Raw genomic sequence first — 17,606 nt, forward strand, 5'->3', positions numbered from 1 at the left:
CGCTTCAAGGAACGCGCTCTGGTGCACTTTGCCGCCGATCCTGAAGAAGTCCACATGAGCACGCGCCTGCAAGGGCAGGGCACGCACTTTTTGCCGTTCAATCGCGGCAGCCATCCCGGCGAGGTGCAGTGCGGAGCGGGCAATCCGCAGCATCCTTCCGGATACCGCAGCGGATACTTCTGGGAAGAGGTGCTGCAGCGCGACAGCTTTCTCGATATCCTCGGCCATTTCATGTTCATCGAGAAAAGCGAAGAGAAGATCGACGATGGCCAGGGCGGGCAGCGGCGGATTGAAAAAGAGGCCATGATCTTCCCCCGCTATCATCAACTCGATGCGGTGCGCAAAATTGTGCGCGTAGGGACGACCGGTTGGCCAGCCTGCACGATGCTGCCGACAAGAAGATTTTCGATTGCGTCCTGGTGATCACCGATCGGCGGGTTCTCGACGACCAGCTCCAGGACGCCATCTACCAGATCGAACATGCGCAGGGCGTGGTAAAGGCCATCGATCAGGACTCAAAGCAGCTTGCGGAAGCCCTGATTGACGGAACGCAGATCGTGATTACCACGCTGCAAAAGTTTCCTTTCGTTATGCGCGGGTTATTACACACCGCCGGAGCTGAGAGCCGGGACAAAGCCACCGAGCAGGAGAAGCAGCAGGCCAAAGCGTGGCAGGCGGCCATTGCCAAACGCCGCTATGCGGTCATCGTGGACGAAGCCCATTCCAGCCAGAGCGGTGAAAGCGCGCGAGAGATGAAAGAGATTCTCGGAAGCGTCGGCAACGGCAATGAGGAAACTGAGCCGGATTGGGAAGACCGCCTGAACCAGGTCATCCAGTCACGCGGACACCAGCCAAACCTCAGCTTTTTTGCTTTCACCGCTACTCCCAAGGGCAAGACGCTGGAAGTCTTCGGCAGGACTGGGCCGAGTGGCCTGCCCGAGCCGATACACATCTACAGCATGCGGCAGGCCATTGAAGAGGGATTCATCCTCGACGTGCTCAAGAACTACACAACGTACAAGATGTATTACGGCCTGCTCAAGGCAGCGGACGACGATCCGCAATTGCCCAAGAAGAAAGCCACCAAGCAGCTTGCCAAGTTCACCACGCTGCATCCTTACAACATCGAGCAGAAGACTGAAGTGATGGTCGAGCACTTCCGCCACAGCGTGAAACATCGCATTGGCGAGCGCGCAAAAGCCATGGTCGTGACCGCATCGCGGCTTCATGCCGTACGCTTCAAGCTGGCCTTTGACCGCTACATCGCGGAAAACGGCTATACCGACGTGCGTCCGCTGGTGGCTTTCAGCGGCACGGTACGCGATCCTGAAACGGGACTTGAATACACCGAGCCGGGCATGAATCTGGACGTGGTGACCGGCAAGCCGATCGGTGAGAGCCAGTTGCCCAAGCGCTTTGAGTCGATGGACTACCAGATTCTGCTAGTCGCCAACAAATACCAGACGGGATTCGACGAGCCTTTGCTGCACACCATGTATGTGGACAAGCGCCTGGATGGCGTGCAGGCCGTGCAAACCCTTTCGCGGCTCAACCGCATGATTCCCGGCAAGGACGCGCCGTTCGTTCTCGATTTCGTCAACGAATCCGAAGACATATTCCGCGCTTTCAAACCTTATTACGACAAGACCGGCCTGCGGCAGCCATCCGATCCTTCCCAACTTGAGAGATTGAAGCACGAATTGAATCAGGAGCAGATTTACCGTCGCACGGAAGTTGAGTCGTTCGCGCAAGTCTTCTACAAGCCAAAAGAGAAACAGAGTCCCGCTGACCATGCGGAGATGCAGAAGCATCTTCAGCCCGCGGTAGATCGCTTCAACGCTCTGGAAGATGACGACGGGAAGCAGGAGTTTCGCGACAAGCTCAGCGGCTACGTGCAGCTTTATTCTTTTTTGAGCCAGATCATTCCTTACGGCGATCCCGAGTTGGAAATGCTTTACAGCTTCGGCAGGTTCCTGCTGCCCTATCTTCGCCTGAGCCGTGATAACACCCCGATCAACTTCTTCGACGAAGTAGAGCTGCAGTACTACCGGCTGGAGCGCATCTATTCCGGGCCGATTGACTTGCAACAGGGAGACGCCGAGGGCGTGAAGAGTCCTACAGAGGTAGGCACGGGAAAAGCGAAAGATGAGGGGGCCCCGCTGTCAGAGATCATCAGCGTTCTCAACGAGCGCTTCGGAACCAGCTTCACGGATGAGGACCGGCTTTTCTTCCAGCAGATCAAGGAAAAAGCTGTCCACAACGAACAGGTGATTCAGACAGCTCTTGCCAACCCACTGGACAAATTCGCCCTCGGAATTCGCAAGCTGATTGATGACTTCATGATCGAGCGCATGGAGCAGAACGACGAGATTGTCACCCGCTATATGGCAGATCGCGAATTCCAAGGCGCAGCCTTCCCCATCCTGGCAAGAGAAATATTCGATGCCATACACGCGCCGAAGACGGCAGCGATAAGCGATTAGCAATAAGAAGGGAACAGGGGACAGGTTACAGGGGATAGAGCAAATCCGACTTCGCTTTCGCTATTGGCTTATCGCGTATCGCTTGGGAAGGCGTCCTGTATAGTCCAGAGATCTCTAATCTGGAGCATACCTTGGGAACGTCTTTCCGGTTTGTTGCTGTAATCGCGGTTAGCCTTATGCCTGCTGCATTGTCGGCAGCGGTTGTAGACGACAATCCGTTCGCCTCGCGCGCGGCCGACGTTGATGGCGTTTCGATTCACTACATGACTGCGGGCCAGGGTCCGGCGGTGGTTCTGCTGCATGGATTTGCTGAGACCTCGCTGATGTGGAAGCCGGTTATTCCGGCGCTGGCGCGGCGGTTTACTGTGATTGCGCCGGACCTGCCGGGGATCGGCGAATCTGCCATTCCCAAAGAGGGACTAGATATGAAGTCTGCTGCGGTGCGTATGCATGCGCTGGTGCGGTCGCTGGGCTTTGAGAAAGCTGAAGTCGTGGGCCACGACATTGGCCTGATGGTCGCCTATGCCTACGCTGCGCAGTTCCCTGCTGAGATCACAAAGCTAGTCGTGATGGATGCATTTCTTCCCGGTGTTGGCGGTTGGGAGGAGGTCTACAACAATCCGGCGATTTGGCATTTTCGCTTCAATGGTCCGACGCCCGAGGCGCTGGTGCAGGGACGCGAAGGCACCTACTTCGAATATTTCTGGAATGATCTGGCTGCCAATAAGGCGCGCTCAATTCCCGAATCGGACCGCAGAGCTTATGTTGCGGCCTATTCGCGTCCGGGGCGGATGCACGCGGCGTGGGCTTATTTTGTCTCGTTTCAGCAGGCGGCTAAAGACTTCGCCGAACTCTCGCAGACTAAGCTGACGATGCCGGTGCTGGCTATCGGTGGAGAGAAGTCGCTGGGAGGAGTGCTGGCGAATCAGATGAAATTAGTTGCTACGGACGTGAGAGCTGTGGTGCTGAATGATACCGGTCATTGGGTGCTCGAGGAGAATCCCAAGGAGACGACCGCGGCGTTGCAGAAGTTTTTGTGAGACAGGCGATGGAAAGGCGGGCCACAGACGCGACGCTCACCTTCGATGTAACAGCTTAAAAAAGCAGCAATAAGCAATAAGCGATTAGCAATTAGCTAAAGCAACAGCAACAACGAACACCGGCAGTTAGCAATTAGCGATTAGCGAAAACATAGGTGACAGGTTACAGGGGACACGCTTGCATCTTCGCCTCTTATTCGCCTATGCTGTTGGCGTGCAAGATGAAGACCCGCGAGACAAAAAGGCGATTCTGGTGGCGGCAGCGATTATCTGTGCCGTGAGAACCGCGCGAGAAGAGAACATCATGCCAACGTCGCCGCGCATTCTGAGCCGGGTATCGGACTCCATCCTCCTGGCCAGGCTGCTGTGGGACCGGATCAGGAGGGGATGATTAGCCAGCGATTAGCGATTAAAAAAGCAGCAATTAGCAATTAGCAATTAGCTACGGCAACACCAACAAGGAAAACCGGGAATTAGCAATTAGCGATTAGCGAGAATATAGGGAACAGGGGACAGGTTACAGGGGACAGCAAGGATCGGATGATCGGGTCATCCGGTCATTGGGTGAAGTCAGTCAGAACCCCTGCCATCCTGCACCCCGGCAGACGGGAAACAGCTAGAACCAGACACAGGATCCTTCGGCAGGCTTAGGAAAGGCGTCGCCTGGCCGGGACGCGGCACATCCCGGCGACACTAACACGGGATTAAGACTCGGAAGTTACTTCGTGTCGCAAGATAGCGCATCGATTTCTGCAACACTGATGTTATCTTCTCACTACCGATCCCGCTGTTCCCCTGGTTCCCTATGTCTGCCAAGGCCGGCAAGAAAAAAAACGGCAAGGCTACGCCTACAAACGGCACGCCTACACCTATTGATGAGCAGGAAGTGGGGCTCTGGATAGACACGGCTCTGATTTCACGCCTTCACGGGGTGAAGTCATCGCCGCTCAGGACTGAGATGAGTGGCGAAGCCCAACGCTTATTGCATTATGCCGACGTTCTGCTCGGTACCGACAAGAAGGAAAAGTTCGTCTCCGCCAAGCCGCAGAAAGAGCGGACGAAGTAACGGCAGCAATTAGCGATTAGCGATAAGCGATTAGCTAAGACAACAGCGATTAGCGATGGCAACAGCCGGGCGAGGGCGCGCGGCGGTCCCCGCTACCCACCCTATCAGGCGCAACCGCGGCTGGAGACCCCGATGGCAGGGGGTTCTGACTTACTTCACCCGATCACCCGATCACCCGATCACCCGATTCTGACTGACTTACTTCACCCGATCACCGGGGTCCCCGGCAAGCGCCGCTGTTGCGGTTGCTTGGGTGAGGTCACCCGACGGCCCGATCACCCGATTCTTCCGGTTCCCTGTTCCCTATGTTCTCGCTTTTCGCTCTTCGCTTATTGCTAATTGCTGTTGTCTTAGCTAATCGCTTATTGCTGATTTTCCTGTTTTCGCTAATTGCTAATCGCTTATTGCTGCCTTTTCCCCCCTTGACGCGCTAGGGCAACGTGTCGTAGCAACGAAGAATGGGGATTCGCAGGGAATCTTGGCTGGGGTGGATGCCTTCTGATGCGGGGTTGGGCTTGTCGGTGATCTCGGCGATTCGCTGTGCCTTCCCTGATCGTTCCCTGCCTGGTTCGACTTGTCCCAGTGCTTACGCGGGTTTTATGCAGGAAGAGAAATTCACTGATAATTCACTGTTAATTCGCTGTTTAATTCGACTTTCCCCGGATTTACGGGGTTTTATGCATGAAGAGAAATTCACTGATAAATTCGCTGTTAAATTCGCTGTTAATTCACTGTTAAGCTCCGGATCAGCGAATTAGCAGTGAATTTGAATTCCTGCGATCGCTTCGAAACGGTGGCCGGATTCAGAGGCCGGAGCTGATCCCCTAGCGCAGCCCCACCAAATCTTTTTCCTATCTTGTCGATTCCCCGATGTCCGCCCGTCTTAGGTATGCGCGGGGGAAGTTATCCGCACAGGCAATCGATCTGAACCATGAATCTAATCTAAGGAGATAGTCGTGAAAAACAAGGTAAAACCAGTTCCCGATGGCTACAGCACAGTGACTCCCTACCTCACCATTCGAGGTGCAGCGAAGGCCATCGACTTTTATACGCAGGCCTTCGGCGCTAAGGAACTCTTCCGAATGCCGGCGCCTGACGGCAAGGTCATGCACGCCGAGATCCTGATTGGCAATTCTCATATCATGCTCGCCGATGAGTCGCCCCGAAGCGAAACCAAAGCGCCGCAAACGTTGAACGGCAGCACCAGCGGCATTTTTCTGTATGTCGAGGATGTCGATGCTGCTTTTCACCAGGCGCTAAAGGCGGGTGCCAGGGAAACGCAGCCTCTTGAGAACCAGTTCTGGGGCGACCGCTTCGGCAAACTCACTGATCCATTTGGGCACAGATGGATGCTGGCGTCGCATGTCGAAGACGTCTCTCCCGCGGAGATGGAAGAACGAATGTCCGCTGCTGTTTCGAAATAGCGCCGCGTATTAAAGAACCGTCGAGCCCGGCGAGTGTTGTTGCAGGCAACTTTCGCAGCATCTGTGAAAGCACGTGACGGCACTCGCCGATGTGCTCCGGAGTTATTGCTGCCAGCCTCCCCCTAAGCCTCTGTGGAGCTGGACAAGCGAAAGTAGCTCGTTGAGCTGAGCTTGGCGGAAAAGTTTCCACGAAACGAGTCCGCCGTTACAACTCGCGGCGGCCTTCGATTGCTTTGGCCATGGTCACTTCGTCGGCGTATTCGATATCGCTTCCAGCGGGTATGCCGGTGGCAATGCGCGTGAGCTTTACAGCCGGATTCTTCAGCATGCGGGAGATGTAAGTCGCGGTAGCTTCGCCTTCGACTGTGGGATTGGTGGCGATGATGAGCTCATCGATGTCACCGCGGTCTACTCGCGTCGAGAGGCTGGTAAGCCGGAGGTGCTCTGGCCCGATGCCGTGCAGCGGTGAAAGGGCTCCGTGCAACACGTGATACACACCGTTGTAGCTCCGCGTTTTCTCAATGGCAGCGATGTTCGTAGGCTCTTCGACAACGCAGACCAGGCGCTGGTTGCGGGTGGCACTGCTGCAATACACGCAGGGATCGACGTCCGTGATGTTGTTGCATACCGAGCAGAGATGAAGGCTGGCCTTAACCTGCCTGATGGATTCAGCAAGCAGCTCGGCATCTTCGTCACTAGCGCGCAGGATGTGAAAGGCGAGGCGCTGCGCTGTCTTGCCGCCGATACCGGGCAGCTTCTTGAGTTCCTCGATGAGCCGCGCCATCGGCTCTGCAAATTTCGACAACTGATCCTCTGAATTCTTCGATCTTGCTAAATCAGAATGGCAGATTCATGTTGCCCAACATTCCGCCGAGGCTAGATTGCATGGTGCTGTCCACTTTGCGGCCCGCTTCATTCACTGCGGCGGTGATCAGATCCTGAAGCATCTCGAGGTCGCCTGATTTCACGGCCTCGGGATCGATCTTTACTGAAAGCAGCTGCTTTTGCCCATTCATCTTGACGCTTACCGACCCACCGCCGGCGGATGCCTCAACGCTGGTGGCGCGCATTTTCTCCTGGATCTCCTGAGAAGCGCGCTGGGCCTGAGCTAACAATTCCTTTGGGTTGAATTCCATTGGTGAGGAATCTCCGATTTAGTTCTTCTGTCGCAGATCGACTACGGTACGAACTTCCGCTCCAAATTTCTCCTGCATGCGACGCACTATGGGATCTTCCGCAGCTCTTTGTCGGGCCACACCCGATCCCTTGCCGTTCCCGTTCGTCACTCGCTCAACGGGCCCATTCCGGGCCGTGCCTCCGCCGGAGAAGTTCAATTTCATTAGTCGGCCGCAAACACGACTCGCTTCCTGAATCAGCAGACGCTTAGCTTCGGCGCCGATGCTAAGGTCAATCACTCTTTCGGAGAGCGGAACGCGCAGGTTGATCTGGTTCCCTGTGAGTTCCCATTCTCCGCGTGCAAGCAGGTCCGCCGCCGTATCCTGGTTTTGTGCTTCGAGCATCGAAACCAAAGCAGAGCGAAGCTTCTCAACCGAAACTTCTGGGACTGAGGCAGGAACAGCCACGGCTTCTGGAACTTCTTCGATAGCCGTCGCGGTCGAAATCACTTTGTATGCAGCCGTAGATCCGTCGATCGATTCCACGATCGACATCTCCGGTTCGGAGTTCCGCACCTTCCGCAAGCGATCTGCTTCGAAGGGTGAAACGCGCTGCTGAGTTTGTGGCGAGGCGCCTCCACTCGAAGACGGAAAGGGCGACCTTGATCCGCTGCTGATTGGCGCGGGACGTACTTCGGCGATTCTTGGCACAGTAGCGAGAGGAGCTCGCGCGGTTTGAAGTACTGGCATCGCTCCTCTGCTTGCATTTTGACTGAGGAATTCTTCGAGTGGCAGCAGCCGACTTGCATGCACCATCTTAAGCATGCCTAGCTCAAGATGGAACCGCTGCTCCTGGCGGTAGCCGAGTTCGTCATGGGTGCGCAGAATAATGTTGAGAAAACGGGTGAGATCTTCTTCAGAGAAAAGCGCGGCTGTACTTGCGACCTTCTTCCGCTCATCTGAAGAGATTTGCAGCAGCGGGGACTCCTCTCCAGCTACCTTCGCGACCAATGCATTGCGCAGGAAACGCACGAGTTGTTTTGCAAAATGCGAGGGACTCTGTCCTTCGGTCATCAGTCTGTCGAGGAGCTTTAATAGCTCTTCGCTGGAGCTGCGGTGCACGCACTCCATCGTTTGCACTAAAACGTCAGACGAGACAGTGCCCATCAATCCTCGCACTTGCAAGGCCGTCAGCACCGCTCCGGAAGCGCCTTCGAAGACGGCACAGCATGCGATCGCTTGATCCATGATGGAGAGCGCGTCGCGCATCGATCCATCACCAGCCTCAGCCAGAGCGGCCAGAGCATCATCTTCTGCCTTGATGTTTTCCTGTGTAGCCAGATCGCGGAGCTGGCGCACAATCTCGTCAAATCGAACCGCGTGAAAGCTGAAGTGCTGGCAGCGCGAACGAATCGTTTGCGGAATGTCTTCCGGCTGCGTTGTAGCCATCATGAAGACAATGTGGCTGGGCGGTTCCTCGAGAGTCTTCAGCAATGCGTTAAAAGCAGCGTCGGTAATCTGATGCGCTTCGTCCAGAATGTAGATCTTGTAGCGATCACGGGCTGGGCGATAACGTGCAGCATCGCGCAGTTCGCGGATCTCGTCGATACCACGATTTGTCGCCGCATCAATTTCGATTACATCGATCGAACTACCGGCACGGATCTCCTGGCATGAATCGCAAACGCCGCAAGGTTCTGGAACAGGTTTTTCCGTCGAACGACAGTTGAGCGCCATTGCCAGAATACGAGCGACGGTGGTCTTCCCGATCCCGCGGTGCCCGCTGAAAATGTAGCCGTGTGCGATTCGTTCTTGGGTAATCGCGTTCTGCAGCGTACGCGTGACATGTTCCTGCCCTATAACATCGGAAAATTTCTGTGGCCGGTATTTTCGGGCGAGGACCTGATAACTCATGGTGGGACTGTGTCGATTATACCTGTGAAAGAAGGGGCATCAGCATTAAGCAGTCAGCGTTCAGCCTCTCACCATTCGGGTCGGCTCGTGCACGGCGCGAGGCTCCTGCACTTTGTCCAAAATGCCTTGAAGGAGCACTACAGCGCAAAGTGACTGAATGCCGAGTGCAGAATGCTGAGTGCTGAATTTCTGCACGATTTTGTGTGCTAGCATCGAGCTTCGATGACTTCCGGCAAACTTCACGTTGTGCCCTTAGGCGGGCTCGGCGAGTTCGGCATGAACTGCATGGCCCTGCGCTGGGGCGACGACATTATTGTCATCGATGCCGGCCTGATGTTCCCCGAGTCCGAGCTGCTCGGGGTTGACATCGTTGTTCCAGACATTACCTATTTGCTGGAAAATCGCGACAAAGTTCGCGCCATCCTGCTGACCCACGGCCACGAAGATCACATCGGCGGACTTCCATGGATTCTCTCCGAGCTGAATCTCCCTGTTTATGGCACGGAGTTCACCCTTGCTCTTGTTGAAGGCAAGCTCGAAGAGCACGAGCTGCTCGACTCCGCGCAGCTCAATGAGATCGCGGCAAACGAGCGCTTTCGTATCGGGCCGTTTCTGATCCATCCGGTGCGTGTCACTCACAGTCTGGTAGATTGCGTGGCGTTGGCGATTCACACTCCGCTTGGCGTTGTGATTCATTCCGGCGACTTCAAAGTCGATCCGACGCCTACCGACGGCAAACTCTTCGACCTTCATCAATTCGCCGAATACGGCAAAGAAGGCGCGTTACTCCTTTTGCAGGATTCGACGAACGTCGAGCGTCCAGGCTACACGCCCAGCGAACGAGCGGTACGCCCTCGATTTGAAGAGATCTTCACGCGCAGCAAGCGGCGACTTTTCGTCTCTTGCTTCTCATCGTCTATACATCGAATCAAGCTCGTCGCCGACATGGCATTCGAGCATGGACGTAAGCTTGCCCTTGTCGGCCGCTCGATCAATGAAGCGACCGAGATCGCGCTCGATCTGGGCTATATCCATATTCCCGAAGGAACGCTCATTCATCCAGGGCAGATTCGCGACTTCGCTCCAGAGAGGGTCTGTGTCCTTATTAGCGGTACGCAGGGCGAGCCGATGTCTGCCCTGTCGCGCGCGGCGGTTGACAATCACAAGCACGCAAAGATCGAGCCCGGCGATACGGTTGTTCTCTCCTCGCGCATCATTCCCGGAAACGAGAAGGGAATCTATCGCATGATCGATCACCTTTATCGTCGCAATGCACAGGTGATTTATGAAGATGGGTCTGGCTCGCCGGTTCACGTGAGTGGACACGCGAGCCAGGAAGAGCTTCGGCTGCTCATTAATCTTGTACGGCCCAAGTATTTTGTCCCGATTCACGGCGAGTATCGTCAGCTCAAACGTCATGCGGAGTTAGCAGCTTCGATGCATGGTGCTGTCGGTAATGTAATGATGCTGGAGAGCGGCGAGGTTCTAGAGATCGACGAACTCGGCGCCCGCAAGACAGGAAAAGTCACAGTCGGGCGGGTGTGCATCGACTCCGGCTCGGCTAGCGACGTAGTTGAAGATCTTGTAATACGCGATCGCCGCCACCTCAGTGAAGATGGCATCGTACTGCCCGTAATCGCGATCAATAAGTTGACCGGAAAGGTGGAGTCCATTCCCGAAATCGTAATGCGGGGCTTCGCTGCCGCCGGCGCAGAGAATGGATTCCTGGCAGAGGCGCGTGAAGTGATTAGCCGAACCTTGGAACAGTCGAGCCAGGAAGAGAAGGCTGATTATGGCGTGATCAAAGAGAAGATCCGTCAGGATCTGAAGCGTTATATCAACAAGAGTATGAGCCGCCGTCCGTTGATTATGCCGGTCATTCTCGAAATCTGAAATAGCGCGCCACAAATATACCCAGTATCATCTTGGTCTGGATTACGTGGTCCGGCCGCCCTCGGTCGGTACGCGGCTGAAGAGCCAGCAATGTGTCTTAACGCGAGCAGATTTCTACAACAGAAACGGTGGGGGGCCGCCTAACTCAACAGCATAGAAATCGTCTGCAGTCTACCGGCCCAGGGCGGCCGGAACCACGTAAGCATCGCCGTGCCAACATCTGGCCCTAACGTGACAAATCACAAAGAGTGAGCTTTATCTTGATCACCCTAGAAAAAATTCAGCAAGCTCAGGAACGGCTGCGTGGGGTCGCGCTTCGCACCCCGTTACAGCGAGTTTCATTCGGGGAAGGCGAGATATATCTCAAACCGGAAAATCTTCAGCCCATCGGCTCATTCAAGCTGCGCGGCGCATACAACAAGATTGCGACCTTTTCTTCTGGACAACGGGAGCGCGGCGTCATCGCTTACTCCAGCGGAAATCATGCGCAAGGTGTCGCTTACGCGGCGCGCGCGATGGGCTGCCATGCCACCATCGTGATGCCTGATAACTCTTCCAAACTCAAACTGGAGAAGACGCGAGCGCTGGGAGCGCAAATTGTCATTGTCGGCCCATCGAGCGACGAACGCAAAGCACGAGCTGAGCAACTCGCGCAGGAAAAGGGATTCGCTCTTGTTCCGCCATACGACGATGAAGCTATCATCGCGGGGCAAGGCACGATGGGATTAGAGATCCTCGCTGATTTATCTGATGCAACCACCGTCCTCGTGTGCGTCGGAGGGGGCGGCATGATTAGCGGGATCGCTGCTGCCGTGAAAAATATGAGGCCGAGCCCCAAAGTCTATGGTGTCGAATCGGAGCTAGGCGCCAAAGCTAAAGCCAGCTTCGAAGCCGGGCAGCGCCTGACTTTCCCGGCTGAAGAGACCACGCGCACGATCGCCGACGGACTGCGCACGCAAAGCGTTGGCGAGTGCAACTTTGAACACATCCAGCGCTACGTGGATGGGTTCATTGCCGTAAGCGAGGACGAAATCCGTGAATCGGTTCGTCGTTTAGCGTTTGACGCACATTTGATCGCAGAACCTAGCGGTGCAGTTCCATTGGCAGCCGCCCTGTTTCATCGCAACGAGTTCCCTGCCAGCGGCAAGACAGTAGCCATCGTTAGCGGAGGAAACATCGCTCCGGAAATGCTGAAAGAGATACTTGCCAAAGGTAAGCAGTCGTGAGCACGTTCTGCTGTTGGTTAAATGGTTCCGGCCGCCCTCGGCCAGTATACGGCTGACAAACCAGCACTGCCTCCCATTACCAGCAATCTTCTCATTGTGAGCATTGTGCTCGTTTAATTCAACAGCATGGAGATCACTTGCTTTGTACCGGCCGAGGGCGGGCGGAACCACGTAATCGCAGCAGAACATGCGATCGCACGAGGGAAACCAATTCTTCACGCCACGTATAATCGAGTATTAGCGCGCCAACTCTGCACAATTCTGAGAAGTTGATGTCGCGCTCGACCTGATGATCCAAACCCTGTTCGGCAGCCTCGACGAGGAAAAGAATAAAAAGCCAGGCTTCTTAGATCGCATGAAGGAGGCGGTCTCGCGCACGCGCGAAAACCTCAGCGATCGCATCGAGGAAATCGTTGCCTTTAATAAGGAAATTGACGTCAACACACTCGACGATCTCGAAGCCACCCTGATCGCAGCCGACCTCGGAACGACGACAACCCACGAGGTGCTGGAAGCGCTGCGCGAGCGTGCCACTCACAAGCAGATCGGGGACGTGAACGAGCTCAAGCGCCTGCTGAAGGAACAGATCGCGGGCATTCTCAACGGCGCATCAAATGTTCAGGTGCGCCAGGTTAACGGTCCCGAAGTGGTACTCATCGTAGGCGTAAATGGTACAGGCAAGACCACAACCATCGGGAAACTCGCAAGTCTTCTTCGTGGCCAGGGAAAATCGATTCTCCTATGTGCGGCTGATACGTTTCGCGCGGCTGCCATCGAGCAATTAGAAGTTTGGGGCAATCGCACGGGAGTGGAGGTCATCAAGACCAAACCAGGCGGCGATCCGTCGGCAGTGCTCTTCGATAGCTTGAGCGCCGCCAAGGCGCGCGGTGCCGACTACGTGATCGTCGATACGGCCGGCCGCCTCCACACTAAGCAGAACCTGATGGCAGAGCTCGAGAAGATGCGCCGAACAGCACAAAAAGTAATTCCTGACGCTCCACATGAAATCCTGCTCGTCATGGACGCGACTACTGGGCAGAATGGACTGCAGCAAGCACGACAGTTCACGCAATCCGCAGGCGTAACCGGCATTGTGTTGACCAAACTCGACGGCACTGCAAAGGGTGGCGTAGTAGTTGCGATCTCACGCGAGCTCGGACTTCCGGTTCGCTACGTTGGCATTGGAGAAAAAGCCGGCGATCTGTTGCCCTTCGATTCGCAGTTATTTGTCGATTCATTATTCGAATAGAACGACATGCCCGACGAAAACCACGAACGCTCCATGCGTCGCGCATTGGGACTGGCGCGTGAAGGGATTGCGCTCGCCTCTCCCAATCCTTACGTCGGGGCAGTGATCGTCAGCCCAGCGGGTGAGATCCTCGGGGAAGCTTTTCATACCTACGCAGGTATAAAACACGCTGAGGTAATCGCGGCAGAGCAGGCGGGAGAGCGCGCTCGCGGCGCAACGCTCTACCTCAATCTTGAACCCTGCTCGCACGCTGGACGCACTGCGGCGTGCTCCGACGCGGTAATCCGCGCCGGCATCAATCGCGTTTACGCGGCAATGTCCGATCCCAATCCTCTGGTCGCCGGCAAAGGTTTCGAGCGGCTGCGAGCAGCAGGAATCGAAGTGCACATCGGTCTGCTTGAGTGCGAAGCTCGCAAGTTAAACGAGGCTTTTGCGAAATACATCCTTACGAAGGCTCCGCTGGTAACGCTGAAAGCCGGCATGACACTCGACGGCAAGATCGCTCCTCCGTACACCTCTCCAGCCGACGGAGTTGCACTTGCTGATGCTGCGGGAGGATGGATTACCAGCCCTGATGCCCGCACGCACGTACAAGAGTTGCGACACGCCGCCGACGCAATTCTTGTTGGGGTGAATACCGTTATCACAGACAATCCTCTACTCACCGACCGCACTGGACTGCCAAGGCGGCGTCCGTTGTTGCGCGTCGTCAGCGATTCCAAGTTGCGCCTGCCGCTCGAATCACGCTTGGTGAAGACCGCAAACAAGGATGTGATCGTCTTCTGCTCATTCGCAGAGGAAAAAAGACGACGGGAATTTGCAGAACGTGGGATTCGCGTTGAGCAGGTCAGGCTGGGGGCGCTCGATGGACGTCCTGATATCGCGGCGATTATTGAGCGACTGGGAGAACTCGAAATTACAAACCTGATCATCGAAGGTGGAGCGCTCGTGAATTGGACCGCGCTCGCCGCAAATGTGGTCGATAAAGTCTTCCTGTTCTATGCACCCAAGATTCTTGCAGGAACTGGGTCGGTACCGTTTGCGAGCGGCCCAGGCTTTCCGCACATCAGCGAAGCCGCCCGAGTGCGCTCGATTTCACTGCATCGCTTCGGCGAGGATTTTGCGGTTGAAGGATATATAAAGGATCCATATGCAACAGACGAACGTGAAATCAGGCAGATAAGACCGCCATCCTGAGTCGTAGAATCTAGGATCAGATCCTCCAAAACGGTGCTCCCAGAACGAGAATGTTTACAGGCTTGATTCAGCAAACCGGACGCGTTGCTGCTCTTGATGTTAGAGAAGGAGCAACACGCATCCGCGTCTCGGCCCCCGGGCTCGCATCGCATTTAAAAAAAGGCGACAGCGTAGCGGTGAGCGGAGTGTGTTTGACTGCGCTCTCGCCCAACGCCGACAGTTTTGAGGCCGACCTGGCAGAGGAGACCATCGGACGCACTTCCCTCTCGCGCCTGGAAGCGGGAACAATCGTAAACCTGGAACTACCCACCCCAGCTGGAACTCCACTCGGTGGTCACATAGTTCAAGGTCATGTGGACGCTACCGGCAAGTTGACTTCTCTTGACCTTACAGGGACAGGAAACCAGGACCGCTGGCTTAAAATCGCAATTCCCGAAACGTTGACTCGCTATGTAGTGCAGAAAGGTTCAATCGCAGTGGAGGGTATCAGCTTAACCGTGGCATCTATCAGTGGAACCCAGGTTACGATAGCAATTATTCCGCACACCTATCAAGCGACGAACCTTCATTCGCTCAAGCCGGGCGATCCTCTCAACATCGAAGTCGATGTGCTGGCACGTTATGCAGAGAAGCAGCGCCGGCAGGCGCATCGTTGGACGATCGAGGAACTGGTCAGCCGGGGACTCTGACTTCCAGCCTGCTTCTTGGGCGAGCACTGGCCCTTCTATAGCGCCCATTCACACATTGTTTCCCTTCGGGAAAACGCAAACGCCGTATTGGACTTTCCTTCGCGCACATCCACTTTGCCTCCTTTTACGACACAGTTTTGCAAAGCGGAATTGGCCAGCGCAGATGTACCAACTTTCGTTAAGTTCAAATTGAGCTCGACTTGATGCGACGCTGACCGTTATCTAACTGCGAAAGCTGGTTGCTTCCCAAACTAAGGAAGTCTGTCAGCTCTCCGGTCTTATTGTCTTTGAGCTGGTAAATCTTTGCGTCCGGATTGTCGGGAGTTCCCTTCATCAAGACCAGATTCCGCTTTCGGAAAAACTCTGTCCTCACCCCTTGCCTTTCAGGACGGTGCGTTTGAGAACATATCTCGGCTTTCAATTTCCTGCGGCGATTTGGCATAAAACGTCAGTTCAGTATCCACTCCCGAACAATCGGCACACGGCAGCATGCCGCGGTATGGCGCAATCAGCTGTATGGAACCAGATGAGGTGGATTGCGGCTCGTAGAATGCATTTCCAAATCGGAAGCAGGAGACCAGGCATGGAAACGACGAGGCGGAAGCATAATCGCAAAGACATTCTGCACCTCTCCACGTAAGTTTTGGGAGCGTCACCACACCGAAGAATGACCGTCCTTCCAAGCAGAGTGCAGCCCATTTGAGACATCGCAATTTGTCACACAAGACAAACGCTTCCGGACCTCTCACACTCCAGACTGGCATCGCCTGATTCAGAACAACATACCTTGAATCGTTGCCTTATTCCTGCGACTCTAGGTCACATGGAAAGTCTCGATGACCATCAGCAGCCGCGGCCGGTTTCAGATTCCGTCTCCGAAATGGCCGAAGTGGTGCTCCCTAACGATGCAAATCCGTTGAACAACCTGCTGGGCGGCAGGCTCATGCACTTCATCGACATTGCAGGAGCGATGGCCGCACACCGTCACAGTCGAAGCTACGTTGTGACCGCATCTATGGACCACATCGACTTTCTTGCTCCCGTGCACGTTGGCGATCTTCTGATTCTGCGTTCTTCGGTAAACCGTGCTTTTCATACGTCGATGGAAGTCGGCGTGAAGTGCTGGGTAGAAAACTACATCGCTGGCACCCGCCGCCATATTGCGTCTGCATACCTCACTTTCGTAGCAGTCGATAATGGCGGACGCCGACAACCCGTGCCACCCGTTGTACCCGAAACGGAAGAGGAGAAACAGCGCTACGAAGATGCTGGCCGGCGCCGGGAGCTGCGCAAGCAGGAGCAGGAGCGCAAGAAGGCCAATCAGCTGGCGCGCGGGTAGCACGGCTCAAACGTATAATCAAAGTTTCAAGGAGCAATCCGTGGGACACATGCATGGCGGCCCGCCGCAGCAAGGGCCAATGCCGCTTCCGGGCGTGCAGAACGTAATTGCTGTCGGTTCGGGTAAAGGTGGAGTGGGAAAAACTACGGTCGCGGTGAATCTGGCCGTGGCGTTGGGAAAGCTTGGCTACAAAGTTGGTCTACTCGACGCTGACATCTATGGACCTAATGTTCCGCTGATGATGGGCGTCAACCGGCAACCCGATGTGCTCGGGGAGAACCGCATCGCTCCAATCACGAACCACGGCATCAAGGTGATTTCAGTTGGATTCATCAGTCCCGGCGACCGTCCCCTCGTGTGGCGTGGACCAATGCTGCACTCGATCATTAAACAGTTTCTGCAGCAGGTGGAGTGGGGTGATCTGGACTTCCTAATCGTCGATCTTCCTCCCGGAACGGGAGACGTCGTGATCTCGCTGTTTCAAACCGTTCCGCTGACCGGGGCAATTGTTGTCTCGACGCCGTCAGATGTTTCGCTTCAAGATGCGCGCAAAGCCATCGAGATGTTTCGTGGTGTGAAGGTAGACGTCTTCGGCGTAGTAGAGAACATGAGCCAATTCCTCTGCCCGCACTGCCATCACGAGATCGACATTTTCTCCAAGGGCGGGGTGGAGCGCACGGCGAAGCAGTTTGGCGTGCCATACCTGGGCTCGGTTGAGCTCGATGCCGATGTTCGTAAAGGTGGCGATACCGGTTTGCCTGCGGTACTTGGAGGCGAGGATTCTCCACATGCCAAATCGTTCTTTGCCTTCGCGCGCCAAATTTCTCAGAGCGCAGCGGAACACAAGACCGAGAGCGTCATCGAGATTAGGTGAACCCGAGAGCCGCTTAGCACTCCCGAACTCGGAGTGCTATCTTGACAGCATCCCGCTCAGGTTCCTATCATCTAACCAGTGGGAGTGTGTCTTCGCT

15 protein-coding genes and 1 pseudogene are annotated in these 17,606 nt (G+C 55.4%); 11 read left to right on the forward strand and 5 right to left on the reverse strand.

Going from position 1 to position 17,606, the window contains the following annotated elements; all coding sequences use genetic code 11:
* The 4 genes and pseudogenes from DMG62_06140 (at position 1) to DMG62_06155 (ending at position 6,013) form a co-directional block, all read left to right on the forward strand.
* Positions 1–2,483: pseudogene (locus tag DMG62_06140) on the forward strand (restriction endonuclease subunit R).
* A 176-nt stretch (positions 2,484–2,659) separates the two neighbouring features.
* On the forward strand, positions 2,660–3,523 hold the full coding sequence (locus DMG62_06145) for an alpha/beta hydrolase (protein PYY23866.1): 864 nt from the start codon (positions 2,660–2,662) through the stop codon (positions 3,521–3,523).
* An 805-nt stretch (positions 3,524–4,328) separates the two neighbouring features.
* Complete coding sequence (locus DMG62_06150) at positions 4,329–4,589, forward strand: hypothetical protein (GenBank protein ID PYY23786.1); 261 nt, start codon at positions 4,329–4,331, stop codon at positions 4,587–4,589.
* A gap of 956 nt (positions 4,590–5,545) precedes the next feature.
* Positions 5,546–6,013 carry a glyoxalase gene (locus tag DMG62_06155; protein PYY23787.1) on the forward strand — a complete coding sequence of 156 codons (468 nt, stop codon included), beginning with the start codon at positions 5,546–5,548 and terminating at the stop codon, positions 6,011–6,013.
* A gap of 205 nt (positions 6,014–6,218) precedes the next feature.
* Here the strand turns inward: DMG62_06155 and DMG62_06160 are convergent, their stop codons facing one another.
* Genes DMG62_06160 through DMG62_06170 form a run of 3 tightly spaced genes read right to left on the reverse strand, consistent with a single transcriptional unit; the run spans position 6,219 to position 9,042 of the window.
* Positions 6,219–6,818, reverse strand: a complete 600-nt coding sequence (locus DMG62_06160) for a recombination protein RecR (protein ID PYY23788.1) — start codon at positions 6,816–6,818, stop codon at positions 6,219–6,221.
* A 31-nt stretch (positions 6,819–6,849) separates the two neighbouring features.
* A complete protein-coding gene (locus tag DMG62_06165) occupies positions 6,850–7,149 on the reverse strand; it encodes a YbaB/EbfC family nucleoid-associated protein (protein ID PYY23789.1) in 300 nt (99 codons plus the stop codon).
* A gap of 18 nt (positions 7,150–7,167) precedes the next feature.
* Positions 7,168–9,042, reverse strand: coding sequence for a DNA polymerase III subunit gamma/tau (locus DMG62_06170; GenBank protein PYY23790.1), 1,875 nt, complete (start codon positions 9,040–9,042; stop codon positions 7,168–7,170).
* Between the two features lie 222 nt (positions 9,043–9,264).
* Between DMG62_06170 and DMG62_06175 the strand changes: the two genes are divergently transcribed.
* The 5 genes from DMG62_06175 to DMG62_06195 all read left to right on the forward strand — a co-directional run bounded on the left by DMG62_06175 (position 9,265) and on the right by DMG62_06195 (position 15,296).
* The gene (locus tag DMG62_06175; GenBank protein PYY23791.1) at positions 9,265–10,935 is read left to right on the forward strand and encodes a ribonuclease J; all 1,671 of its coding nucleotides are present in this window, start codon (positions 9,265–9,267) and stop codon (positions 10,933–10,935) included.
* A gap of 260 nt (positions 10,936–11,195) precedes the next feature.
* Positions 11,196–12,161, forward strand: a complete 966-nt coding sequence (locus DMG62_06180; protein ID PYY23867.1) for a threonine dehydratase — start codon at positions 11,196–11,198, stop codon at positions 12,159–12,161.
* Between the two features lie 289 nt (positions 12,162–12,450).
* Entirely contained in the window at positions 12,451–13,410 is a 960-nt protein-coding gene (locus DMG62_06185) for a signal recognition particle-docking protein FtsY (protein PYY23792.1), read from the forward strand.
* Positions 13,411–13,416: 6 nt separating this feature from the next.
* Positions 13,417–14,607, forward strand: coding sequence for a bifunctional diaminohydroxyphosphoribosylaminopyrimidine deaminase/5-amino-6-(5-phosphoribosylamino)uracil reductase RibD (ribD, locus tag DMG62_06190; protein ID PYY23793.1), 1,191 nt, complete (start codon positions 13,417–13,419; stop codon positions 14,605–14,607).
* 50 nt (positions 14,608–14,657) lie between these two features.
* Positions 14,658–15,296 carry a riboflavin synthase gene (locus DMG62_06195; GenBank protein ID PYY23794.1) on the forward strand — a complete coding sequence of 213 codons (639 nt, stop codon included), beginning with the start codon at positions 14,658–14,660 and terminating at the stop codon, positions 15,294–15,296.
* Between the two features lie 184 nt (positions 15,297–15,480).
* On the opposite strand, the gene DMG62_06200 is transcribed toward DMG62_06195, so the two are convergent.
* On the reverse strand, positions 15,481–15,669 hold the full coding sequence (locus tag DMG62_06200; GenBank protein PYY23795.1) for a hypothetical protein: 189 nt from the start codon (positions 15,667–15,669) through the stop codon (positions 15,481–15,483).
* A 10-nt stretch (positions 15,670–15,679) separates the two neighbouring features.
* The gene (locus DMG62_06205) at positions 15,680–16,060 is read right to left on the reverse strand and encodes a hypothetical protein (GenBank protein ID PYY23796.1); all 381 of its coding nucleotides are present in this window, start codon (positions 16,058–16,060) and stop codon (positions 15,680–15,682) included.
* Positions 16,061–16,119: 59 nt separating this feature from the next.
* Here DMG62_06205 and DMG62_06210 point away from each other — a divergent pair, with 59 nt between their 5' ends.
* Entirely contained in the window at positions 16,120–16,635 is a 516-nt protein-coding gene (locus DMG62_06210) for an acyl-CoA thioesterase (GenBank protein PYY23797.1), read from the forward strand.
* A gap of 49 nt (positions 16,636–16,684) precedes the next feature.
* Positions 16,685–17,509 (forward strand): ATP-binding protein, encoded by an 825-nt coding sequence (locus DMG62_06215; GenBank protein PYY23798.1) that lies wholly within the window; start codon positions 16,685–16,687, stop codon positions 17,507–17,509.
* The last annotated feature ends 97 nt before the right edge of the window (positions 17,510–17,606 follow it).

The organism is Acidobacteriota bacterium (assembly GCA_003225175.1).
In the GTDB taxonomy this organism is placed as follows: Bacteria; Acidobacteriota; Terriglobia; order Terriglobales; family Acidobacteriaceae; genus Gp1-AA112.